The 23,807-nt window shown below is 63.8% G+C and carries 20 protein-coding genes and 1 pseudogene; 14 read left to right on the forward strand and 7 right to left on the reverse strand.

The window, feature by feature from the left end; translation table 11 throughout:
- Positions 1-176 precede the first annotated feature (176 nt).
- From AWB74_RS28610 to AWB74_RS28635, 7 genes are all read right to left on the reverse strand, one after another.
- Positions 177-1,712 (reverse strand): hypothetical protein, encoded by a 1,536-nt coding sequence (locus tag AWB74_RS28610; RefSeq protein WP_061150008.1) that lies wholly within the window; start codon positions 1,710-1,712, stop codon positions 177-179.
- A 51-nt stretch (positions 1,713-1,763) separates the two neighbouring features.
- Positions 1,764-1,898, reverse strand: coding sequence for a hypothetical protein (locus tag AWB74_RS48220; protein WP_268811209.1), 135 nt, complete (start codon positions 1,896-1,898; stop codon positions 1,764-1,766).
- Positions 1,899-2,075: 177 nt separating this feature from the next.
- Positions 2,076-2,468 (reverse strand): hypothetical protein, encoded by a 393-nt coding sequence (locus tag AWB74_RS28615; RefSeq protein ID WP_061150009.1) that lies wholly within the window; start codon positions 2,466-2,468, stop codon positions 2,076-2,078.
- Positions 2,469-2,476: 8 nt separating this feature from the next.
- Complete coding sequence (locus AWB74_RS28620; RefSeq protein ID WP_061150010.1) at positions 2,477-3,145, reverse strand: RraA family protein; 669 nt, start codon at positions 3,143-3,145, stop codon at positions 2,477-2,479.
- On the reverse strand, positions 3,142-4,182 hold the full coding sequence (locus AWB74_RS28625) for an amidohydrolase family protein (protein WP_061150011.1): 1,041 nt from the start codon (positions 4,180-4,182) through the stop codon (positions 3,142-3,144). Before AWB74_RS28625 ends, AWB74_RS28620 begins: the two co-directional genes overlap by 4 nt.
- A gap of 30 nt (positions 4,183-4,212) precedes the next feature.
- Positions 4,213-5,535: an MFS transporter gene (locus AWB74_RS28630; RefSeq protein ID WP_061150012.1), complete on the reverse strand. Its 1,323-nt coding sequence runs from the start codon at positions 5,533-5,535 to the stop codon at positions 4,213-4,215.
- 184 nt (positions 5,536-5,719) lie between these two features.
- On the reverse strand, positions 5,720-6,619 hold the full coding sequence (locus tag AWB74_RS28635) for a LysR family transcriptional regulator (protein WP_061150041.1): 900 nt from the start codon (positions 6,617-6,619) through the stop codon (positions 5,720-5,722).
- 239 nt (positions 6,620-6,858) lie between these two features.
- Here AWB74_RS28635 and AWB74_RS28640 point away from each other — a divergent pair, with 239 nt between their 5' ends.
- From AWB74_RS28640 to AWB74_RS28700, 14 genes and pseudogenes are all read left to right on the forward strand, one after another.
- Positions 6,859-7,542: a CBS domain-containing protein gene (locus AWB74_RS28640; RefSeq protein ID WP_061150042.1), complete on the forward strand. Its 684-nt coding sequence runs from the start codon at positions 6,859-6,861 to the stop codon at positions 7,540-7,542.
- A gap of 58 nt (positions 7,543-7,600) precedes the next feature.
- Positions 7,601-8,005, forward strand: a pseudogene (locus AWB74_RS48670) (universal stress protein); the annotation flags it as partial.
- Positions 8,006-8,563, forward strand: a complete 558-nt coding sequence (locus tag AWB74_RS48430) for a universal stress protein (protein ID WP_235024704.1) — start codon at positions 8,006-8,008, stop codon at positions 8,561-8,563.
- 13 nt (positions 8,564-8,576) lie between these two features.
- Entirely contained in the window at positions 8,577-10,199 is a 1,623-nt protein-coding gene (locus AWB74_RS28650; protein WP_087039236.1) for a DUF3300 domain-containing protein, read from the forward strand.
- 11 nt (positions 10,200-10,210) lie between these two features.
- On the forward strand, positions 10,211-11,125 hold the full coding sequence (locus AWB74_RS28655; RefSeq protein WP_061150014.1) for a DUF2950 domain-containing protein: 915 nt from the start codon (positions 10,211-10,213) through the stop codon (positions 11,123-11,125).
- Positions 11,126-11,661: 536 nt separating this feature from the next.
- Positions 11,662-12,825: a monovalent cation:proton antiporter-2 (CPA2) family protein gene (locus AWB74_RS28660; protein WP_061150015.1), complete on the forward strand. Its 1,164-nt coding sequence runs from the start codon at positions 11,662-11,664 to the stop codon at positions 12,823-12,825.
- A gap of 109 nt (positions 12,826-12,934) precedes the next feature.
- A complete protein-coding gene (locus AWB74_RS28665) occupies positions 12,935-14,035 on the forward strand; it encodes an AI-2E family transporter (RefSeq protein ID WP_061150016.1) in 1,101 nt (366 codons plus the stop codon).
- 22 nt (positions 14,036-14,057) lie between these two features.
- Positions 14,058-15,614 (forward strand): TolC family protein, encoded by a 1,557-nt coding sequence (locus AWB74_RS28670; RefSeq protein ID WP_061150017.1) that lies wholly within the window; start codon positions 14,058-14,060, stop codon positions 15,612-15,614.
- Complete coding sequence (locus tag AWB74_RS28675) at positions 15,611-16,741, forward strand: HlyD family secretion protein (RefSeq protein ID WP_061150018.1); 1,131 nt, start codon at positions 15,611-15,613, stop codon at positions 16,739-16,741. Before AWB74_RS28670 ends, AWB74_RS28675 begins: the two co-directional genes overlap by 4 nt.
- An 8-nt stretch (positions 16,742-16,749) precedes the next feature.
- Positions 16,750-17,781 carry a DUF2955 domain-containing protein gene (locus AWB74_RS28680; RefSeq protein ID WP_061150019.1) on the forward strand — a complete coding sequence of 344 codons (1,032 nt, stop codon included), beginning with the start codon at positions 16,750-16,752 and terminating at the stop codon, positions 17,779-17,781.
- A 97-nt stretch (positions 17,782-17,878) separates the two neighbouring features.
- On the forward strand, positions 17,879-19,399 hold the full coding sequence (locus tag AWB74_RS28685; protein WP_061150020.1) for an MltF family protein: 1,521 nt from the start codon (positions 17,879-17,881) through the stop codon (positions 19,397-19,399).
- 52 nt (positions 19,400-19,451) lie between these two features.
- Positions 19,452-20,795, forward strand: coding sequence for a TAXI family TRAP transporter solute-binding subunit (locus AWB74_RS28690; protein ID WP_061150021.1), 1,344 nt, complete (start codon positions 19,452-19,454; stop codon positions 20,793-20,795).
- A 77-nt stretch (positions 20,796-20,872) separates the two neighbouring features.
- Positions 20,873-21,850 (forward strand): AraC family transcriptional regulator, encoded by a 978-nt coding sequence (locus AWB74_RS28695; RefSeq protein ID WP_061150044.1) that lies wholly within the window; start codon positions 20,873-20,875, stop codon positions 21,848-21,850.
- 141 nt (positions 21,851-21,991) lie between these two features.
- Positions 21,992-23,794: an acyl-CoA dehydrogenase gene (locus AWB74_RS28700; RefSeq protein ID WP_061150022.1), complete on the forward strand. Its 1,803-nt coding sequence runs from the start codon at positions 21,992-21,994 to the stop codon at positions 23,792-23,794.
- Positions 23,795-23,807: the final 13 nt, after the last annotated feature.

Below are 23,807 nucleotides of genomic sequence, written 5' to 3' on the forward strand. Positions count from 1 at the left end.
AACGTGAAGGGATTGCGACGAAAACAGCCGGGCGGCGGCTTCTATTCCAGAGATATTTTTTGCGTGCCGATGGAAGAAATCGCGGAGATGGGTGTTGCCGGCGTCATGAAGCGCGGGCCTAAAACGAAAGCGCCTTCGCAAACGCGAAGGCGCCGGATGTGTTGTGCGTAGAGTCGCTATCCGTTCAGGAAGCCCAGAACGGCCTTGCGCAGCTTCAGGTCCCACGTCTGCACTTCCGTGTGGCTTGCGGCGAGCGTGAGCAGCCCCTTGATCGTCGCATCGTCCGATTTGAACGCGAAGCCCGCATCGCCCAGATAGTTCGATCCCCAGACCTTGAGGTCATCGACGTACTTGCAGCCGGCCGTGAACTCCGTTTGCGTGACGATGGTTTCGTTGTCCTTGAACATCGCGAGGAAATGCATCTTGTCGCCGCAGATGCCGGAGTTCAGCGCGAGCACCGAGAGCGCCGGTATCGGCACGGCGTAACGCTTGAACCAGCTGTTGAAGGCGATCGGCCGCGTATGCAGCGCGTCGCGTTGCATGCGCGCGTCCCAGTACGCCTTCGCCTGCTCGCAAAAGCGCTTGATGCGCTTGATCTCGACGATCTTCCAGATGACCTTCGCGAGCGTTTCCATGATGGAGACGACGGCATCCACGATGGTCGATGCGCCCTGGCTCGCGATCTGCAAACCGAGACTTGCGCCGCCCTTGACCATGTCGTAGACGCCCGCGCCGATGGAGAGCTTCATCGCACGCCGGATCGCCTCCACGATGGTGCCGGGGTGTCCGGTGATGAGCTGGACGTCGCGCCCCTGCACCCACTCGCGATATTTGGTGATGCTGCTGTCGACGGTATTGGCGATGCCCTTGGCGATATCGAGGCCCGCGCCGATGAGCGGCGCGACGGTCGCAAGCAGCTTGCCGCACAGGAAATCGACGAGCTTGCGCAAGAGGCCGGGCATCGTGTCGAGCGCGAAGCCTGCGGGATCGTTGCGGATATCCGCGACCTTCTCGCGGATCATGTCCCAGAGCTTTTTCGCGCCTTCCTCGACCTTGGCGCGAATCGCTTCATAGAGACGCCGCGCCGCGCTGCTCAACGCCGGCAGCGTGATGCCGGACGTCATGAGCTGGCCGGAACTCGTGAGCGTGGGCTCTTTGCGTCTTCTGATCTTTTGCTGCACCTGTTCCAGCGCGAGCGAGGCCGACTTTTGCACGAGACTGTTGTCGAGCACATCGCCGGCGATGGATGCGGCGTCGTTGCTGTCCGGTGCGAAGCCGAGGCCGGCGTTGGTGATTTCGAAAGCGCCTTCGAGCAGCACCTGGAACGTATCGTCCTCGATCTCCATGTTGCCGAAGAGATACAGCACGCCGAGCCGCGAGTTGATGAGCGCAGGCGTCATGAAGTCTTGCGCGCCGGCTGCGGCGTCGGTGTCGCCCTTGCCGCGCAACTGTTGATCGAGCAGCGTGAAGTAGTTCAGGCCGTTGCGCGAGACTTTCTTCCAGTCGTCGCCGGTGCCGGCAGACTCTTGCCAGAACTCGAACGCGCTCACCAGAAGATGGAACTGATGGACGGTGCGATCGCGGTGATATAGCTGTATCTGCTCGTCCAGATTCTTCAGCGCCGAACTGCGTATCTGAAGCAGCGCGGACGTGCCTCTCAGCCATTCATCGTAGGGGACGATATTTGGCAAGCGGGCGTATGCGTAGGTCATGGGATGGGTCTCCTCGAGCCTGAATTGATCGATGGCTGCGCCGCACGCGTCCTAGCACCACGCGATGTCGCTGAATTTCACGTAGTGCGTTTCGATGAGGCGGCCGCTGCGGCTGCGCAGGTCCACGCGATAGAAGCAGCCGAAGCTGAAGTAGCTCTGGTCGAGGACGTAGATTGCGCGGTGCATGATTCCTCCTGCGTGGCCGGTTCGCTGGACGAATCGCGCCGTTCGGGGCCGCCGCGGTGTGCCGCGACCGTCGAAAGCAAAACAGCGGGAGGAGGGAGTTTGTTCCGCGAGAGAGCGGCGATTTATTTGCGTGGGATGGGGGAATAAAAGCGGCGCTGGAGTGTCCCCGTTCGCGGATTAGAGCGCGACGTCCTCGATCAGATGCAGACGCAGCGCGCGAATCCTGCGATCGACGAAATAGCCTCCGCCTTCGGTATAGCGCAGATACAGACGCCCGCACGCCGAACATTCCCACACGCTGCACCGGTTGTAGGGAGAGTAGCGCGGCGCGATCGGCGCATCCGCCGACCAATAACCGATCTTGCCGGGCAGATACTCGGCGAAGGTCGGCTCGGGATCGTGTTCGGGCATCAACGTGCCGATCTCGCGCAACTGGGTTTCGTCGAGGGACAGCGGCTGGGATTGCCAGCCGTCGAGCGGCGTTTTCGTGCATGCGCATGGCCCGGGCGTCCGGGCTTCCGCGCGTCGCGCAAGATCGGTCAGCGTGGCTATGTCGAGATGATCGGGCATGACGGGTGTCAGCCGTTCATCATGCGGTCGCGCTGCGGGGCGACCCATGAACGATCGAAGCGTCCCTCAGCAATCGACTGCAACGCCGCTGCTTCCTTCGCCGCCTGTCTGCGCGCGCCCTCGATCACCGCTTCGACATCCGCGGGCGCAATCGCGAGCACGCCGTCCTCGTCGCCGACGACGATATCGCCCGGATGCACCACCATCCCGCCGACGGTCACGGGCACGTTGATCTCGCCCGGACCGTTCTTGTACGGTCCGCGATGCGTCACACCGCGCGCATACACCGGAAACGCACGCTGGCCGAGCGCGCCGACATCGCGGATCGCGCCGTCGATCACGAGGCCTTGCACGCCGATGCTTTCCGCGAAGCTCGCCATGATGTCGCCCATCAGCGCCTGCGTGAGTTCTCCGGCGCCGTCGATCACGAGCACGTCACCCGGTCGGCAGTAGTCGAACGCGCGATGGATCGCGAGATTGTCGCCGCCGCGCGTGCGGACCGTGACCGCTGTGCCGGCCATCGGCTTCGGCCGATGAAACGCGCGCAAGCCGGTCGTGCCGCTCACGCGGGCCATGTTGTCGCTCAAAAGCGAGACCGCGAGTTCGCGCAAGGCGTTGAGGATCGCAGGGCTCGCCTGGGCCGCCGATTCGTATTCGCGCCATCCGGCCGTATTCATGTCGTCGCTCCTTCGGTCGATACTTGTCGTTCGAGCTGCGCGGACAGGCGTCCGTACACAGTGCGCGCGTTGCCTTCGTAGATGCGCTGGCGGTCCGCGTCGCTGAGCCATTCGATCGCATCGATATAACGGCGCGTGTCGTCGAAGTAATGGCCGGTTTCGGGATCGACGCCCTGCACCGCGCCGATCGTCTCCGACGCGAACAGGATGTTCTTCGCCGGAATGACTTTCGCGAGCAGTTCCGCGCCCGGCTGGTGATAGACGCAGGTATCGAAGAAGACGTTCTTCAGCAGATACTCGGTGAGCAGTGGCCGCTTCATGTCCTGCGCGAGCCCGCGGTAACGTCCCCAGTGATACGGCACCGCGCCGCCGCCGTGCGGAATGATGAACTTCAGCGTCGGGAAATCGGCGAACAGGTCGGCTTGCAGCAACTGCATGAAAGCGGACGTGTCGCCGTTGATGTAATGCGCGCCGGTCGCGTGGAAGTTCGCATTGCACGACGACGAAACGTGGATCATCGCGGGCACGTCGAGTTCGACCATCGCTTCGTAGAGCGGATACCACGAGCGGTCGGTGAGCGGCAGCCCGGTCCAGTGGCCGCCCGAAGGATCGGGATTCAGATTGCAGCCGATGAAACCGAGCTCTTCCACGCAGCGCCGCAATTCGGCGATGCAGTTTTCCGGCGCCACGCCCGGCGCCTGCGGCAACTGGCACACGCCGACGAAGTTGCGCGGAAAGAGCGCGCACACGCGATGCACGAGGTCGTTGCATTCGCTCGACCAGACCGCGTTGGCGTCGGCCGAGGCCAGATGATGGCCCATGCCGGCGGCGCGCGGCGAGAAGATCGTGAGATCGGTGCCGCGCTCGCGCTGGATGCGCAACTGGCCACCTTCGATGCTCTCGCGGATTTCATCGTCGGAGATGGCGGGGCGCGGCGGCGGCGATGCGCCGTCCTTCAGCGCGGCGATCTGCTGCGCGCGCCACGCTTCGTGCTGGGGCGGCGAGGTCGTGTAGTGACCGTGACAATCGATGATCATGCGGGGTTTTCCTGTCGTCGTGATCGGGATTCAGGTGCGCGCGGCCGGATCGGCGGCGGGCAGCGAGGCGTCTTCGTCGTCGGCGGGCTTGACGCGCATGACCAGCGCGATGACCGTCGCGACGACGAGGAACGCGGCGATGGTCAGCAACGCGAGCTTGAAGTTGCCCGTTGCGTTGCGCACGAGGCCGATGCTCCACGGCCCGACGAGCCCGCCGAACTGCGCGATCGTATTGATGAGCGCGATGGTCGCCGCGCCCGCCGCGCCGGTCCTGAACGACGAGGCGAGGCTCCAGAACAGCGGATTGCCGGCGTAGATGAAGAGTCCCGTCACGCAAAGCAGCGCATAGGCGATGACGGGACTCGGCGCGTAGGCGCTTCCCGCGATCGCGATGGCGCTCATGCCGTAGACGAAGGCGAGATGCTTCTTGCGATCGCCGGTGCGGTCGGAACTGCGGCTGATGATGAAGGTGCCCAGCACGCCCAGGAGCGGCGGCGCTGCCGACAGAAAGCCGACTTCGATATTGCTCAGATGACCGAGACTCTTGACAATCTGCGGCAGCCACAGAAAGAGCCCGTAGATGCCCACCAGCGCGCAGCCGAACAGACACGCGAGGCTCCATACGCGGATATCGCCCGCCACGCGCAGCAGCGGAAAATGCGTGTTGCCGCCAACCGCCTCGCGCTCGGCTGCAAGCGTCGTTTCGAGCCATTGCTTTTCGTTGTCGGCGAGCCAGTCGGCGTCGGCGGGGCGCTCCGTCATGATGCGCAGCGTGAGCAGGCCGAGCAGCATCGCCGGGATGCCTTCGAGGATGAACATCCATTGCCATCCCTGCAGGCCGAGGATGCCGTTGGCGTAGGTCATCAGCATGGTCGAGATCGGGCCGCCGAGCACCGCGGAGAACGATCCCGCGATGATGTAGCCGCCCACCGCGCGCGCCCGGTAACGCTCCGGGAACCACTTCGTCAGATACACCGCGACGCCCGGCAGAAAGCCCGCTTCCATCACGCCGAGCAGAAAGCGCAGCACGTAGAAACTCTTGTCGTCGAAGACGAAGGCCGTGACGGCCGCCACCGCGCCCCACGTGAGCAGAATCCGCGCGATCCAGCGGCGCGCGCCCACGCGATGCAGCAGCAGGTTGCTCGGCACTTCGAGCACCATATAGCCGACGAAGAAGATGCTGCCCGCGAAGCCGAACACGGCGGGCGAAAAGCCGAGCGCCTTGTTCATGTCGAGCGCCGCGAAGCCGATGTTGATGCGGTCGAGATAGTTGAAGAACATCATCGCGAAAAGCAGGGGCATGAGCCGCCCGTACACCTTTCGCATGGTCGCCGCTTCATTGAATGGGGTCATGCCGTCTCCACGTTCTTTTCATCGGATCATGAGGGCTCTGCGGCCCTGTCTGACGAACGGCTTTCGCCGCGCGCCGCCCGCAACGGCCGCGCAAAGGGCGAGCCGGTCGAGCACGAAAACCGATGATAAGAAGCGCCGTTGCCCGCGTCCAAGACGCGTTCCTTATTCTTCTATAAGGCTTCGCTTATAGTGCGGCGTCGGCGAGGGGCGGTGGCAGGCAGTCGAGAAAGGTCCGCAGATGCGCTGAGTCGTCGTCCGTGCGGAAAGTCGCGGCGAGCGTCGACCACTGGGACGCGCCCGGGCCCGCGAGATGACGGAACACGACGTCGGTGCGTCCGTGCCGCGCGACCGATTCGCCGACGAAGGTCACGCCGAGCCCCGCTGCGACGAGCGCGATCGCAGTCTGGATTTCGTAGGCCTGATGCGCGACGAAGGGTGTCACGCCCGCATCGCGATACAGCGACTGCACGGTGCGCTTGAACTGTGCATTCTGATGCTTCGGATAGAGGATGAGCGGCGTGTCGGCCAGATCGACGATACGCACCTTCTTTTTCCCCGCCAGCGGATGATCCGGCGAGAGCACGGCGACGACATGCTCGCGCAGCAGCGGATAGGACGAGTAGCCGGGAATCGCGAGGGGCTGCCGCCCGATGCCGACGTGGATGCGCATGTCCCGCAGCGCGTCGGTCTGCTCGTCGGTCAGCATCTCGAACAGCTTGAGCTCGACTTCCGGGCGCAAATGGTGGAACGCCTTTAGCGCGGGCGGCAGGATGCTGTACATCGCGGATCGCGTGAAGCCGATCGCTAGCCAGCCGCGCCGCCCGATGCCGATTTCCTGCGCGCCGACGCTGGCCTGTTCCCAGGAGCCGAGAATCTGGCGCGCTTCCGTGCAGAGATAGTGGCCCGCTTCGGTGAGCCGCAGCGGCCGCCGTGCGCGATCGACGAGCTGGGTGCCGAGCCGGTCTTCCAGCAACTTGATCTGCTGGCTCAGCGCGGGTTGCGCGATATGCAGACGCTCGGCCGCACGGCTGAAGTTCAGTTCCTCGGCAAGAATGACGAAGCACTGCAAGGACCTGAAGTTCATCGACGTCGTGGAATCCGGTGAGCGATGCGCATCTGCGATTGGGAACGTCATGATGTCATAACTTCGCTGTCAGCAACGAATGACGCGATTGGTGCGCGTTTCGAATGCGACTCGAAAACGTGTTTTATCAACAGACTTAATTTCAATTCGGCAGTTCGTCGAAACTTTGCCTAATGTGTATTTGGAAATTAACCTAGAAGTGCGCCGGCCCGGGTTTGCTATCCAGACAGGAGATGAACGTGAGAGCTTCCGACATCATGACGACTTCGATCATCACGGCCGGCCCCGACATGTCCGTGCGGCAGGCCGCGGGCACGATGGTGTTTGCCGGCATCAGCGGAATGCCTGTCGTCGACGAGGCTGGCAGGCTGCTCGGCATGGTCACGGAAGGTGATCTGATGCATCGGGCGGAAATTGGAACCGGCGTCAAGCAGCGTGCGTGGTGGCTCGAAATGGTGGCATCGACGGCCGAGCTGGCGAGCCAGTATGTGAAGGAGCACGCGAGGACGGTCAAGGACGTGATGACCACCGACGTCACGACGATCACCGAATCGTGTCCGGTGGGCGATATTGCGGAGCTGCTCGAACGTCGACGGATCAAGCGCGTGCCGGTCATGCGCGACGGCAAGGTGGTCGGCGTCGTGAGCCGCTCCAACCTGATTCGCGCGCTCGTGACGATGGCGCCCGAAGTGCCCACTGCCGCAGAGAACGGCGATCACGCGATTCGCGAAGACGTGCTCGCTGCGATGGCAGGCCAGCCTTGGGCCATTGCGCGCGAGAACGTCATTGTCGAGAACGGGGTCGTGCATCTCTGGGGGCCGATCGTCGGTGCGGAAGAGGGCAACGCCATTCGCGTCGCCGCGGAGAACGCGCCGGGCGTCAAGGACGTCGTCGCGCACTTCGGGCGTTCGCCGGCTGATTAGTCGCGCGGGGAAGCGCTGAGTTACGCAAGTGCTGCGGCTACCTTCCGGGAGGTAAGTCATGGAAGAAAACTTGGACACTCCGCCGCAGGCAGGCGGGTTCAGGCGCATCCTTCTTTGCGTCGATTCTTCCGAGGCTTCCGAATGCGCGGATACGATCGTGCGACGTCTCGCGAGGCCCGACTTCGAAGTCACGCTCGCGGCCGTTGCGCAGGATTCTCGACTGCTCGCGACCAGCGTAGAACATGACGTCTCGCTCGAAGAGGCGGAACGCGTAATCGAGAAAGCACGCAATGCGCTCGCGGACGTCGCTGTGGCCGTGCACACCCGAGTGATCGATCTCGCGAAGGAAACAGGCGATGTTGCGGGCGCGCTCACGAGAAGTGCGCGAGAGCATCGCACTGAACTCGTGATCGTCGCTGTCCGACAACATCATGGACTCGTGAGGTGGTTCGAGCCATCGGCGGTGGACACGCTCAGCCGATTGGGTCCGTACGGAATCGTCGTCGCGCCGGCCGGGTTCGCAAGCGGGCGCGACGTTGCACTGCAGCGCATCCTGTTTGCGATCGATGGCAGTCCGACATCGTTCGCGGCGCTCGCCACGGGCGTCATGCTCGCGACCCCCGACACGCAGATACGCGTCGTCTATGTCGTGGACCGCGCGGTCCGCAGCGGCGGTGCAGCACCCACGGCAATTCTCGAAGACACTTTCGTCAAGGAGGGCGAGCGGGCGATTGCGACGGCGAGCGAAATGCTGCACAGCCATCGAACCCATTCGCGCTTGCAGTTTTCCGCCGATCTGATCCGTACCGACGTCAGCAGCGACGACATATCTCGCGCACTACTGCACGACGCAGAACGCTGGCATGCCGACCTGATGGTCATGGGAACGCATGGCAGGCGCGGAGACGCACGATCCTATCTGGGCAGCGTTCCCAATAAGGTGGCGAGCCTCGCGAAGATCCCGGTGTTCCTCGTTCACGAGCGGCATGATGGAAACGATCATTCCGCCGCGGCGGAATGAATGGAGAGTGGCCATGACGAAGTGGATTGCGCGGCTGCTGAGCACCGTCCTCGTCTTTGCCTCGATGGCGGGCTGCCAAAAGCAGTCAGGTTCGGAAACGCCGACTCAAGCAGCCTCGGCGGCAGCTCCGGCCTCCATTGCTTCCCCGGCGGCAAGCGCGGCATTGCCTCCGCTCCCGACATCGGCCGCGGCGCCCGTGCCTGCATCGCCTGTCCAGCCGCAGGCTCAGGCTCCAGTTCCGCAGTATCCGCCGGACGAACTCGAAGCGCTGGTTGCGCCGATCGCGCTCTACCCCGATTCGCTGCTGTCGCAGGTTCTGATGGCGTCGACCTATCCGCTCGAAGTCGTACACGCCGCGCGCTGGGTCAAGGAGCATCGCGATCTGAAAGGGGAGGCCGCGGTAAAGGCGGTACAGGACCAGCCGTGGGATGTCAGCGTCAAGTCTCTGGTTGCGTTTCCGCAAGTGCTCCAGCCGATGAACGACAAGCTCGACTGGACGCAAAGGCTCGGAGACGCGTTCCTTGCCCAGGAAAAGGACGTGCTCGCCGCGGTCCAGCGGCTGAGGGTCCGCGCGCAACAGGCTGGAAACCTGAACTCGAATCCGCAGCAGAAGGTGATCGTCGAAGCGCCTCCCGCGGGTGGCCAGAGCGGCGGACAACCGGCCGCGGCGCCCCAGACCATAGTGCGGATCGAACCGGCCAATCCGCAGGTCATCTATGTTCCCTCCTATAACCCGACGGTCGTCTATGGCGGCTGGAGCGCGCCGGCTTACCCGCCGACGTACTGGCCGCCCTATCCGGCGTATTACCCCGGCGCCGCCCTCGCGAGCGGATTCGCGTGGGGCGTGGGCATCGCGGCAGCCGGCGCGATCTTCGGCGGTTGCAACTGGAACAGCGGCGACGTGAACATCAACGTCAACAAGGCAGCCAACATCGACCGCAACTTCAATCGCGCCAGCGCGCAGGGCGGGCGATGGCAGCATGACGCGCAGCATCGTCAGGGCGTCGCCTATCGCGACAATGCGACACGCGACAAGTACTCGCGAGGCGTGCAGGGCGCCGATGCACGGCGCGACTATCGCGGACGCACCGGCGGCGCGGCCGAGCGCACCGGCGCGGCCAATCGTGCGGCGGCCGGCAATCCGTCGGCCACCAACCGTGCGGCGCGTCCAAACAACGCGAACGCCGGCAATCGAGCCGGGGCGGCGAACTCCGCCGGCGCGGGCAATCGGGCCGCCACGCCCAATCGCGGGGCGGCAGCGGGCAATCGTGCGGAGACGGGCAACCGCAGCGCTGCGGCCGGCAATCGCGCACCGGCGACCGGTCGAACTGCCGAAGCGGGCAATCGGGCACAAACGGCCAATCGGAGTGCCGACGCGGGCAACCGCGCACAGACGTCGAATCGCGCTCAAACGTCCAATCGTAGCGGCGCGCCGACCGCTCAGGCTGGATTCGGAGGCGGCGGCTACGCGGGAGGCGGTCGCGACACCGCGTTCCAGGGCGTGGGCGGAGGCGGCGCGGCGCAGCGCGACTTCAACCGCGGTCAATCGAGTGTTCAGTCGTCGAGCTTCGGCCGGGGCGGCGGCGGCGGCGCGCGCGCCGGCGGTGGTGGTGCGCGTGGCGGCGGCCGGCGCTGAGGAGAACGATCATGACCGGACTTCCGCGTATCGATGCCGCGTTCGCCAGACTCAGGTCGGCGATGACGGTCGTGCTGGTGCTCGGCCTTGCATCGCTTCCGGCCATCGGCGCGCAGTCGTTCTTTCAGACGCCCGAAGCAGCGATGGACGCGTTCGGAGCCGCTGTCGCCAGCAATAACGAGGCCGAGCTCAAGACGCTGCTCGGCGACGACTTCCGCGAACTGATCCCGCCGGTGGGCGCGGAGCTTCGCGACAAATTCCTGAGCGAGTGGCAAACATCGCATACGATCCGTGCGGCCGGCGGCGACCATGCCGAGATCGCAGTGGGCGGGGACGGCTGGACCCTTCCGATTCCGCTGCTGAAGACGGCACAGGGCTGGCGTTTCGACATGCGCGCAGGGGCCGACGAAATGCGTCTTCGCCGTATCGGGCGCAACGAGCTCGCGGTGATCCAGACGATGCTCGCGATTTACGATGCCCAGCGCGACTATGCGTCGACTTATCACGATGGCAACAAGATCTACGTCTATGCCGACAGGTTCGCCAGCAGGCCGGGCAAGCACGACGGACTCTACTGGCCGAGCGCAGACGGCGAGGCCCCGAGCCCGCTTGGCGCCGCCTTCGAGACTGCGGGCGCACGCAACGCGACGGAAGCCGGCTACTACGGCTATCACTACAAGCTGCTTCGCGCTCAGGGCCCGCATGCGCCTGGCGGCGCATACGGCTACATGGTCGACGGGCGCCTCTTCGGCGGCTTCGCCGTGGTCGCGTGGCCGGCCCGCTACGGCGATACCGGCATCAAGACTTTCATGGTGAGTCACGACGGGCAGGTCTACGAGCGGGACCTGGGTCCGGACAGCGCGAAGAAGGCGCAGCAGTTGACGACGTTCGATCCCGGACCCGGATGGGAGAAGATTTCCCCTTGAGTTCGTCCGAACGTTCCGATGACGAGGTAATTTGACACACATCAACTGCACGGCGAGGGGCAGGCGTAGGTTGATAGAACGGCCCCAATCGTTGGGGTGCCGCGAGGCAAATTTCATGGCAATACTATTGTCAGCCGTAATCTTCCTCACATCGGCTGGATTCCTTCTCACCGGCTCAACGCCGGCTTCGACGCCAACGGCGGCGATTGCACCCGACGCTGCTTCGAGCACTGGGGAAAGCGGGAGCGCCATCGCTCCGTCGCGACTTTAGTTGTCGCGGCAAGCTGCTTCCTTGCGCAGTCTTCCTGACGAAGACCGCGTCGCCAAGACTTGGCTCGTCGGAACAAAGGTGTCCATACGCAGATATCCCGGTCGTAGCTATTGCGCGGATCGTCTCCTGAAGGTATCGATGATACAAACCTCGACTCGATGGTCGACTCGAGTCTTGGATCCGCGGCATGGCATCACGTACCCGCCGCCGATTGCACTGTAAGGACAGACCAGCCTTTGTCGTAGTCGGATCGGGGGGGCGGTGCATGTCAAAACTGTTGATCGACGTTGTGATCTTTCTTGCGTCCGCGCTCATCGCCGTACCGGTGGCGGTCCGCCTCGGCTTTGGGCCGGTGCTTGGGTACCTGGTGGCAGGCGTCATGATCGGTCCGTGGGCACTGAAGCTCGTGACCGACGTCGACGCGATCCTTCATTTTTCCGAATTGGGCATCGTGCTGATGATGTTCGTGATCGGACTCGAGATGAGGATGGACGCACTGTGGGCGATGCGCCGCACCATCTTCGGATACGGCGCCATGCAGATGACCGTCTGCGCCGTGGCGTTGTCGGGGATTTTCCTGCTCCTCGGATTGCCCTGGCGCATCGCGCTGACGGGCGGGCTTGCGCTCTCGCTTTCATCGACAGCAATGGTGATGTCCGAACTTCAGGAGCGCAAGTTGATGGACACGCCAACGGGCCGTGCCGGCTTCGGCATTCTGCTGTTTCAGGACATGGCCGCCATTCCGCTGATTGCGCTGCTTCCGCTGCTCGGGCCGACCGTGCCCGCACCCGAAGCCGAACCCGGCTGGCTCGTAGCGCTGAAGGCGCTTGCCATGCTGGCGGCGATAGCCCTGGCGGGCCGCTATCTGCTGCATGTCGTGCTGCGTCTCATCAGGAGCACCGGCGTCCCGGAGATCTTCACAGCGTTCGCATTGCTCTGGATCATCGGAATTTCGTTGCTCATGGAGAGCGTTCACTTGTCGATGTCTCTGGGTGCGTTCGTCGCAGGCGTGCTGCTCGCCGATTCGGATTATCGCCACGAAGTAGAGGCCGACATGGCGCCATTCAAGGGCCTGCTCCTCGGCCTGTTTTTTATCGCGGTGGGCATGTCGATGGATTTCAGCGTTTTGATGCGTGAGCCGGTGCGGGTGGCGGTGCTCGTCGTGGCGGTGGTCGGCATCAAGGCGATCGCGCAGTGGTGTCTTGCAAATCGGTTCGAAGTTCCGGCTTCGCAACGCGCCTACTTTGCCGTTCTCTTGTCACAGGGCGGCGAGTTCGCGTTCGTGGTGATGGCCGCTTCATTGACTGCGCGTGTCATCGATCAGCGCCAGGCGTCGCTGGTCACGCTGGTCGTCGCGCTCTCGATGGTATCGACGCCACTGCTGCTCCTCGCTCACCGCCGGTTCTCCGGTGCGGACGCGCGAACGTAAACGAGCGGGTGATCTTCCAGCCGGCGACTGCCGAAATCGTTCGACCGGCTGTTTGAGAAGTGATGTTGTCCGTCCTGGACTTGGACTGCCGAGCAGAGGAGGCATTGAGATGCTATCGCCGAATACCGAACGCACGCTCTCCAGAGAACTGCTCGATGTGCTGATTCGCGCCGGACTCGTTGCCGTGCTCGCCGTCTTCTGTTTTCGCGTCTTCGTTCCGTTCCTCGACCTGATGGTCTGGGCGCTGATCCTTGCGGTCACGCTGTACCCGCTTCAGGTGCGGCTGCGCGGTTCGCGCGGGGGCAGGGATGGCCTGATCGCCACGCTGATCATCCTCGTTGCCTTCGTCGTGATTCTCGTGCCGACGTACCTGCTCGGTGTCGCGGTGGCCAGTTCGATCGAGCGCGCGATGGTCGTCTTCAGGAGCGGGAGCTTCCAGATACCGCCGCCTGCGGAATCGGTGGCCGCGTGGCCTCTGGTGGGACAGCGCGTGTTCGACTTCTGGACCCAGGCATCGACGGATCTGTCAGGGCTTGCGCAAAAGTTCGCGCCTCAGCTCAAGCAGGCCGGTCTCGCCGTGCTCGGCACGGTCACGGGTCTGGGAGCGGGGATGCTGGTCTTCTTTCTCGCGCTGATCGTCGCGGGCATCTTCATGGCGCACGGCGAGAAGGGTTATCAGAGCGCGGTGCAGATCGCCGCGCGCATCTCCGGACCCGAGAACGGCCGGCAGATCGCCGATCTGTGCACGGCCACGATCCGGGCCGTGGCGCAAGGCGTGGTCGGCATCGCGTTCATCCAGATGCTGCTGATCGGTGTCGCGTTCGTCGTCATGGGCATTCCCGGTGCGGGTCTGCTCGCGCTCGCCGTGCTGCTCATCGGGATCATGCAGTTGCCGGCTACGTTGATCACGCTTCCCGTCATCATCTTCGTCATCGTCACGAGCGGCGTCAGCGCGGCGACGATCGCGTTTTCCGTCTATGTCTTCATCGCGGGTCTGGCCGATAACGTGCTCAAGCCGCTGTTGCTGGGTCGCGGCGTTGCGGTGCCGATGCCCGTCGTGCTGATCGGCGCGCTCGGCGGCATGGTGACGGGCGGGGTGATCGGCCTCTTCATCGGTCCCGTGATGCTCGCGGTGGCCTACAAGCTGTTTTGGCGCTGGGTGAAAGACCAGCCGCAACCCGAACTGCTGACAGAGCGGAAGCAGCCCTGAAGGACGCTGCCCGGACGACGCCATGTCGCCTTCAACACGCCCATGCGGGATCACACGTCTGCGTCGGACGGGGTGCGCCATCATGTGCATTGCAGGGTGCCTGAGCGGCTGCACGCGCGTAGGCCCCGACTTTCACCCGCAGCGCGAAAACTGGACCGAGCGCTGGAGCAGCGCGACTCTCGAACAGGTTACGCGTCAGGCATCGCAGCCCGACGTCCGGGAATGGTGGAAGGTTTTCGGCGATGAAACGGTCGGGCGTCTGATCGCGCAGGCCGACGCCGGCAATGGCGACCTGCAGATCGCCGGGCTGCGCGTGATCGAAGCGCGCGCGCAGCTCGGCATCGCGCTGGCGGGACGCTATCCTCAGGTTCAACAGACCAGCGCCGAGGTGCTCGCCTCGGCGCGCAAGCGCTCGGATGGTTTCAATACGCGCTCGGGCCTCTACTTGCAGTATGGCGCGGGCTTCATCGTCGGCTGGGAGCTCGACTTCTGGGGGCGTTTCGCCCGCGCGATCGAGTCGGCCGATGCCGCGTTCTTTGCCGCCCAAGCGAACCGCGATGCCGCGCTCGTCCTGTTGCACGCGCAGGTCGCCGATACCTATTTCACGATGCGCACCGCCGAGGCGCGCCTGCGCATCGCGGGGGAGAACGCCCAGCTGCAAAAACGCAGCTACGACATCGCGCAAAAGCTTTTCAAGGCCGGCGAGACGGATGAACTGGACCTCCAGCAAGCGAAGACGCAATATCTGGGCACGCTGAGCAGCATCCCGGAGCTCGAAAGCCAGATCGTCCTCGCGCGGCATGCGTTGTCCGTGTTGATGGGCCGTCCGCCCGGACCGCTGCCGGAACTCGACGCGTCGTCCGGCAAGGAGGGCGTGATCCCGCTCGTGGACCACGCCGTGCTGCAGGACGTGCCGGCCGAACTGCTGTTGCGTCGCCCCGACGTGCGGGCCGCGGAGTATCAGATGGCCGCGCAGTCGGCGCTCATCGGCGTGGCGAAAGCCGATCTGTATCCATCCGTGTCGTTGCTCGGCACGCTCGTCTGGAGCGCGAGCTCACTCAAGGGATCACCGAACACACTGGCCATTGCAGCCGGCCCGAGCGTCGTCTGGAACGTCTTCGATCACGGCAGGATCACGAACAACGTGCGCGTCCAGGACGCCCGGCTGCAGCAGTTGACGGTCGCCTACCAGAACACGGTGCGCGAAGCCGCGCGCGAAGCCGACGATGCCGCCACGGCGCTGTTCGCCGCGTTGCGGCGGGACACCATCCTGAACGACGCTCAGGGCGCCGCGCGGCGCTCGTTGACGCTCGCCAGCACGATCTATCGGGAAGGGTACTCGGACTTTCAGCGCGTGCTCGATGCACAGCGCGCGCTGTTTGCGCAGCAGGACGCGTATGTCGTCAACCGGCGCAACGCGACAGGCAGTCTGATCGCGCTCTACAAGGCGCTGGGCGGCGGCTGGACCACGCGACAGCCGCTCGTCGATGCCGCAACGCGCCAGCAGATGGAGCAACGCACCGACTGGGGCGACCTGCTGAACGACATGGACGCCCCGTCCGAAGGAGCGTCCCCATGAGTGAAACGTCCGGGCCGACCCAGGCCGCGCCGGCGCAGACGCCGCCGCCATCGGCTGCCGATCCGTCGGGCAGGGCGGTGAAGTGCGTCGTCGCGCTGATCGCCGTGAGCCTGATCTGGTACCTGCTTGCCGACCGGTTCACGCCCTACACGCAACAGGCGCGCGTGCAGGCTTTTGTCGTGCCCGTCGTTGCGGAGGTATCGGGTCGGGTGATCCGCGTGCTGGTTCATGACAATCAGGACGTCAACGCAGGCGACACGCTCTTCGAGGTCGACAGCGAGCAATATCGCATTGCCGCCGACCGGGCGCGGGCCGAGCTCGAAACCATGCGACGCCAGGTCGGCGCGGGCACGGCGGGAATCGATTCGGCGCGCGCGTCGCTGCGCGCCGCCATCGCGAACGAGCTCAAGGCACGGCAGGACAGCGAGCGGCTCGAACGGCTTTATCGTGAGGACGAGGGCACGATCTCGCTGCGGCGTCTCGAGGTGGCACGAGCGACGTTCGAGCAGGCGCGAAGCCAGGTCGCCGCGGCGCGCGCCGAAGTGGAGCGCGCACGCGAGCAGCAAGGCGGCGTCGAGGCGGAGAACGCGCAGTTGCGCAGCGCGGCCGCCGCGCTCGAAAAAGCCGAGCTCGATCTGGCCAACACGCGCATCAAGGCGCGCACAGGCGGCGTCATCACGGATCTCGGCACCGAAGTCGGTCAGTTCGCCGCGGCGGGCAAGGCGGTCATGACGCTGATCGCGATCCGCGATGTGTGGATCAGCGCGGACATGACCGAGAACAATCTGGGCCGTCTGAAGCCGGGCACCCGCGTGGCCATTGCGCTGGACGCGCTGCCGGGCGAGGTCTTCGAGGGGCGGGTGCGCAGCATCGGGTATGGCGTCAGCGTCGGGCAGAGCACGCCGCCCGGCAGCCTGCCCACCGTGCAGAACAGCCGCGACTGGTTGCGTCCGGCGCAACGCTTTCCGGTGATCGTCGAATTCGATCCTGACGAGCGTGCGCGTCTGTCCAACATCCGTGTGGGCGGGCAGGCCGAAGTGATGGCGTTTCCGAGTCAGGGCAATCCGCTCAATCCGCTCGGGCGCATGTTCTTGCGCGCGATGAGCTGGATCTCCTACGTCTACTGAAGACGGTCATGGAAACCGGATTCCAGCTTCCCGGTCGACGCGCGCTGCGCATGGCCGCCGGCACTGCGTTGTGCCTCGCGATCAGCTTCGCGCTGGATTTGCCGATTCCCGTGATCGCGCCGGTGTTCGCCGTTTTTCTGCTTGCGACGCAAAACCGGCCGCTGTCGCTCAGGGCAGGCGTGATGCTCGGTCTCGTCGTGATGCTGACCACGGGCAGCGGCCTTCTTCTCGTGCCACTGCTTCGCCATTACGCTTTCGCTGGCGTGATGCTGGTCGGCCTGCTGCTCTTTCTCGCGTTCCGCTACGGCTTGCGCGGCGGGAACAATCTCGTCGCGACCTTCCTGGTGGCGGGACTCACGATGATCTCTGCGGCGGGCACGGCGGACTTCCAGGTGGCCGTGACGGTGGTCGGCGCGCTCGTGAAGGGGCTGCTTCTGGCTGTGCTGGTCTCGGCGCTGACGCACTGGCTATTTCCCGAGACCGTGAGCGCGCCCCCACCGTCCGCCGCGCGCGTCATGCCGGCTGACCGGGCGATGCACCTCGCGATTCGTGCGGCGCTCGTGGTCATGCCGGCCTATCTGCTGGCCATGACCGACCCGGCGAGCTATATGCCGATCATCATGAAGTCCGTCAGCCTCGGCAGGCAAAGTTGCACGGCGACGGCTCGCGGTGCGGCGCGTGAGCTCATCGGTTCGACGCTGCTCGGAGGACTCCTCGCGATTGCGTTCTGGTTTGCGCTCAAACTCAGCGTGAACCTGTGGATGTTCCTTCTGTGGATGCTGCTATTCGGCCTGCTCGTCGGGCGCAAGCTGTACGGCATCGATCCGACGCGGTACTCGCCGGGCTTCTGGCTGAACAGTCTCGTCACGATGATCATCCTGCTTGGCCAGTCGGTGCAGGACAGCGTCGCGGGAAAGGACGTCTACACCGCGTTCGCGGTGCGCATGGGACTTTTCCTCGTTGTAACGCTGTACGCGTGTCTTATGCTGGTAATTGTCGATCGGCCGCGCAACATCCGATTTCGCTCCGGCGCGGAGTAGCGCTCCTGGAGACGTATCGCGCCATTTCGCGAGGCGCTTAAACCTCGGGCGGCTCATCGGCGGCGTCGAACAGCGCATAGCCCGCGAGGTCCGCATCATGCATCTCGTTCGTCACTTCCTCGTCGTCTCGGCCTTCGGGCTCGGTTCATTGGTCGCGGGCAGCGCGACGCCTGCGGCTCAGCCGGCGGTCGCGGGCGCGGCCCCGTCTGCAGCGTCGGGCGCCTCGGCGCCGGGTCCTGCGAGCGCCACGCGAAAGCTCGATCTGACCAACCGGGCCTGGTTCGGCGATTTCGACGCGATGCTCAACCGCCATATCATTCGCGTCCTGGTGCCCTACAGCCGTACGCTTTACTTCAATGACCGCGGACACGAACGCGGCCTGACCGCGGAATTCGCGCGTGACTTCGAGCGCTACGTCAACAAGAAATACGCTGATCGGCTCGACGGACGGCCGCTCACGGTATTCCTCATTCCGACCACTCGCGATCGGCTGTTGCCTGGTCTCTTGAACGGCACTGGCGACATCGCAGCCGGCAATCTCACGGTCACGCAGGAGCGGCAGAAAACAGTCGACTTCGTTACGGCGAACGCCCGCAAGCCGACCAGCGAACTGGTGGTCACCGGTCCGAAATCACCCGCTTTGTCTTCGATCGATGACCTGAGCGGAAAGGCGGTCCAGGTGCGGCGCAGCAGCAGCTATTACGACAGCCTCGATGCGCTGAACGCACGCTTCGCAAAATCCGGCAAGCCACAGATGCGCCTTGTCCTGCTGCCGGACGCGCTCGAAGACGAAGATGCGATGGAGATGCTGAACGCCGGCGTGCTTCAGATCCTGATCGTCGATGACTGGAAGGCGCGCATGTGGGCTCAGGTGCTTCCTCGCATCACGGTGCACGACAACATTGCGGTGCGGGAAGGCGGCTATATCGGCTGGGCCATCCGCAAGCAGAGTCCACAGTTACAGCAGGCCATCAGCGACTTCTACGTCAACTACATCAAGAAGCAAAGCGTGGCGGAAGTACGGCTCAAGCAGTACATGCAGGGCATCAAGCAGATCCGCAACAACACGAACAGCGCCGAAATCAAGCGATTTCAGCAGACGGTGCTGCTATTCGAGAAGTATGGCCAGCAGTACGGATTCGATCCGCTCATGCTTGCTGCGCAGGGGTTTCAGGAGTCGCAGCTCAATCAGGATGCGAAGAGCCGGGTGGGCGCCGTCGGCATCATGCAATTGATGCCTGCGACCGGCAAAGAGCTCAAGGTCGGCGATATCAAAATCACCGAATCGAATATTCATGCGGGAGCGAAATACCTCGACCAGTTAATGGCGCGCTACTTTAGCGATGCCCATTTCTCGGACAAGGACCGGCCTCTGTTCGCATTCGCCAGTTACAACGCCGGACCGGCCAACATCGCCAAGATGCGCTCGCTGGCGGCGGAGCGTGGACTGAACCCCGATGTCTGGTTCAACAACGTCGAGATCGTGGTGGCAGAGAAGATAGGTAGCGAAACCACGACCTATGTGCGCAATATCTTTAAGTACTATGCATCCTATCGGCTGATCACGGAGGCGCAGGCACAACGCACGCGGGCGGTCGACAAAGCAAGCGGTGGCTGATCATGAAAGCGCCTGACGAAGCACAAAAAACCGATGTCGTGAGGTCCGGACGATGCCGCGGTACAAGAAAGCATTTCATCGCAGGTACAGGCTGCCGCTTACGCCCCGGCGACGGCTGCTGGCGATCACCGGTGCAATCATCCTGCTGACCATGCTCGGCTGGGCGCTGTTCGGTATCGTCGAACCGGCGTTTCAAACAAGAATCATCATGACGACCGGCGCCGACAATGGCATCTATCAAGGCTTTGCGCACAAATATGCGCCTATCCTGAAACGTGACAGCGTAACGCTCGACATACGGCCTTCTTCGGGCTCCGTACAAAATTACGAGCGGCTCAAAGACGGCAACAGCGAATACGAGGTCGGCTTCATTCAGTCCGGTACGGTCGAAGCGGGGGAAAACGATGGATTGCAGACGATTGCAGCCGTTTCGTATGAACCCATTTGGGTGTTCTATCGCGGGAACGTGATCGTCAACCGGCTTGCACAATTGCGCGGCAAGCGGATCGGCGTCGGAATTCGCGGCAGTGGCCTGTTGCGCGTTTCGCTGGCCTTGCTCGCCTTCAGCGGCGTGACTCCAGACAACTCGCATCTGACGGAGGTTGATGCACAGGCGGCCTACCAGTCCCTCGAAGACGGCAGTCTCGATGCCGCTTTCTTCATAGGCAGACCCGACGCGCCCATGCAGGAGACGCTGCTAAACAGCGACTTGAAGCTCGTGAGCTTCGCGCAGGCCGATGCGATCGTGCAAAAGTTTCCGTCGCTTTCCAAGGTCACGTTTCCACGGGCGTCCACGAGTATCGTCGACGATAGTCCAACGTCCGATGTCACCTTGCTCGCTTCGACGGCTCTGCTGGTGGCAAAGGACGCACTGCATCCAGCACTCGTCTATCTCTTGCTGGATGCGGCCAGGACCGTGCATGCCGGTGAGGACTATTTCACGCCACTGGGTGCATTTCCGAATCTGAATACCGCCGAGTTCCCTGTGTCGAAGGAAAGCGAGCGGTATTTCAAGTCGGGCCGTCCTTTCTTGCAGCGCTATCTGCCATTCTGGCTGGCCAGCTTCATAGAAAGACGCCTGCTCATTTTGCTGCCGTTCATGGCGGTTCTCATCGGCATAATGCAGGCACTGCCGCGCATGCTCGAGTCGCGCGTCAGTAATCGCTTTGTCGTCTGGTATCGCGAGTTGAAATCGCTGGAAGACGAAATCTGGAAGACAGCAGAACCGTCATCCGACGACATCGCGCAATGGCGGAACGAACTGGAACACATCGACGTCAACACAAGTCGGATACGCGTGCCTTCGCGGCATCTCCACGAGGTGTACGCGCTCAAGCAGGCGATCAATGTGGTGAGAGACCGTATATCGATGGCAGCAATGAAAGAACGCAAATAGATGTGGATATGACAAGATCGGCCTCTCGTCCCGGCGCCGTGAAATCGCGCCCGGATACGTTTTCAACGACCGTGCCCATTTCGGTCGTCAACGGTTTTCTTTCCGGCGCCGACCGGGCCGCGGTCGCGCGGCTCGCCGGGTATTCCGGCATTCCGCACCATCTGCTGAGCATTCCGGCGGCACGCGTCACGCAAGAGCAGTTTTCGACGCTCTACCGGCTGCTCGCAATGGAACTCGACGACGAGATGCCCGGCATCTTCGCGCGCCCGCTGCGCAACGGCACGCTCAAGTTCCTCTGTCTGAGTCTTCTCGATGCGCCGCGGCTCGAAGTGGCGCTCCATCGCTTCGGACAGTTCTTCCATCTGATCCTCGATGAATTTCAGCTCGCGTCGCGCAGGGAAGGGCCTGACGCGATCGTCGAATTCGTCGTCAATCCGCAGGGGCCGAAGGCAAGCGCGCTTGCGCGGGAGCTCATGCTGAAGCTCGTGCATGGCGTCGCATCGTGGCTCATACGTCAGAGGATTCCGCTCATCGAAGCGTCATTCGAATTCCTGCGGCCCGCGCAGTCGGGCGATCTGCTGTATCTGTTTCCCGGGCCGGTGCGTTTCGGCCGCGATCGCACCCGCCTCGTGTTCGATGCTGTTTATCTCGACCGTCCCATCCGCCAGCGAAAGTCGGACCTCGACGCCTTCCTCCAGCGTGCTCCGGAAGACTGGATTTTCGTTTCGTTCACGGAGGAGATGGTGTGTCATCAGGTGCGGCAGTGCATCGCCGCGGGCCTGCCGAAAACGCCGAGCGTCGATGCCGTCGCACAGCAGTTGCACTACTCGATGCGCACGCTCTGCCGCCGTCTCGAAGCCGAAGGAACGACCTTCCAGGCGATCAAGGACGAAGTGCGCCGGGACATTGCGATTCAGCGTCTCACCCGTTCGGGCGACTCCATTTCCGAGATCGCCTATGACGTCGGGTTCGACAACCCGACCGCCTTTCATCGCGCGTTCCGGCACTGGACCGGCAGCACGCCCGCAGCATACAGACTGCAAAAGGAGGGGTGATCCCGTTTGGCAGGTTTTGTCAGTAAATGGGCAGATTCCGGTAGCGAGAGAATCGGGCGACGTTGATACCATGCACCGCAACATATCAACATTGCCGCAGCAGCGCGTACTTCGTCGAACGCTGTGTGCCAGGAGACATCGATGAGTTACTCGCCGCCCGTCAAGGAAATGCTGTTCGTTATGGAAGAACTGGCAGGTATTGCAAGCCTGTCTCAGCTTCCCGGTCTTGCCGATTCGAATGCGGATACCGCTAGCGCCATTCTCGATGAAGGCGCGAAGCTGGCCGCCGAAGTCATCGCGCCGTTGAACGCGGCAGGCGATCAGCAACCGAGCGAGTGGCACGACGGCGAGGTCACGGCAACGCCCGGCTTTGCCGACGCTTACCGCCAGTACGCCGAGGGCGGCTGGCAGGGAATCAGCCATCCGGCCGAATTCGGCGGACAGGAGCTGGCGAAGCTGATCGCGTCGCCGTGCATCGAGATGCTGAACGCGGCGAATCTCTCGTTCGCGTTGTGCCCGCTGCTGACCGACGGCGCCATCGAGGCCTTGCTGACCGCCGGCTCGGATGAACTGAAGGCGCGCTATCTGCCGAAGCTGATCGAAGGCGCCTGGACCGGCACGATGAATCTGACCGAGCCGCAAGCCGGCTCCGACCTGGCGCTCGTGCGTTCGCGCGCCGAACGGCAGGACGATGGCTCCTACAAGGTGTCCGGCACCAAGATCTTCATCACCTGGGGCGAGCACGACATGGCCGAGAACATCGTCCACCTCGTGCTGGCCCGCACGCCGGATGCGCCGGAAGGCGTGAAAGGCATTTCGCTGTTCCTCGTGCCCAAGTTTCTCGTGAACGAGGACGGTAGCCTTGGCGCGCGCAACGACGTGCAGTGCGTCTCGATCGAACACAAGCTCGGCATCAAGGCGAGCCCGACCGCCGTGCTCCAGTACGGCGACAAGGGCGGCGCGACCGGCTATCTGATCGGCGAGGAAAATCGCGGCCTCGAATACATGTTCATCATGATGAACGCGGCGCGCTTCGGCGTGGGTTTGCAGGGCATTGCGCAGTCCGATGCCGCTTATCAAAAGGCGGTCGCCTACGCGCAGGAACGCGTTCAGAGCCGTCCCGTCGACGGCTCGGGCACGGAAGCTGTCGCGATCATCCGGCATCCGGACGTGCGGCGCATGCTCGGCACGATGCGCGCCATGACCGAAGGCGCGCGTGCGCTCGCCTATGTCGCGGCCGCTCACGCCGATATCGCCCATCATCACGACGACGCCGACACCCGCGCGCGGCATCGCGCGATCAATGAATTCCTCGTGCCGGTCGTGAAAGGCTGGAGCACCGAAATGGCCGTCGACGTCACGAGTCTTGGCGTGCAGGTGCATGGCGGGATGGGCTTCATCGAAGAGACGGGGGCGGCGCAGTTTTATCGCGATGCGCGCATCCTGTCGATCTACGAAGGCACGACGGCGATTCAGGCCAACGATCTCGTCGGCCGCAAGACGATGCGCGACGGCGGCGCGGCAGCCCGTGCGCTGCTCAAGGAGATCGACGACACGCTCGCCGCATTGCAGTCGGCCGACGCCGGCGACGCCGCGCGCGTATTCGAAGCGATGCACCGCCGTCTCTCCGACGGACGCGACGCGCTCGCGAACGTCATCGACTACGTGCTCGAGTCGGCCAAGCGCGATCCGCGCGCGGTCTTCGGCGGCAGCGTGCTGTATCTGAAGCTCGCGGGCATCGTGCTGTCCGGCTGGCAAATGGCGCGCGCGCTGCTGGTGGCGCAGCGCAAGCGCGCCGAAGATCCGGCGTTCTTCGGGGCCAAGATCGCGACCGCGCACTGCTTCTCCGAATACGTGCTGACGCAGGCGCGTGGCCTCGAGTCGGCCATCGTTTCCGCGCGTGGCGACGATCCGCTGTTCGCGTTGAGCGAAGCGCAATTCTGACGCGTGCGCGTGA

The sequence above is a fragment of the Caballeronia arvi genome (genome assembly GCF_001544695.2).
Taxonomy (GTDB): Bacteria; Pseudomonadota; Gammaproteobacteria; order Burkholderiales; family Burkholderiaceae; genus Caballeronia; species Caballeronia arvi.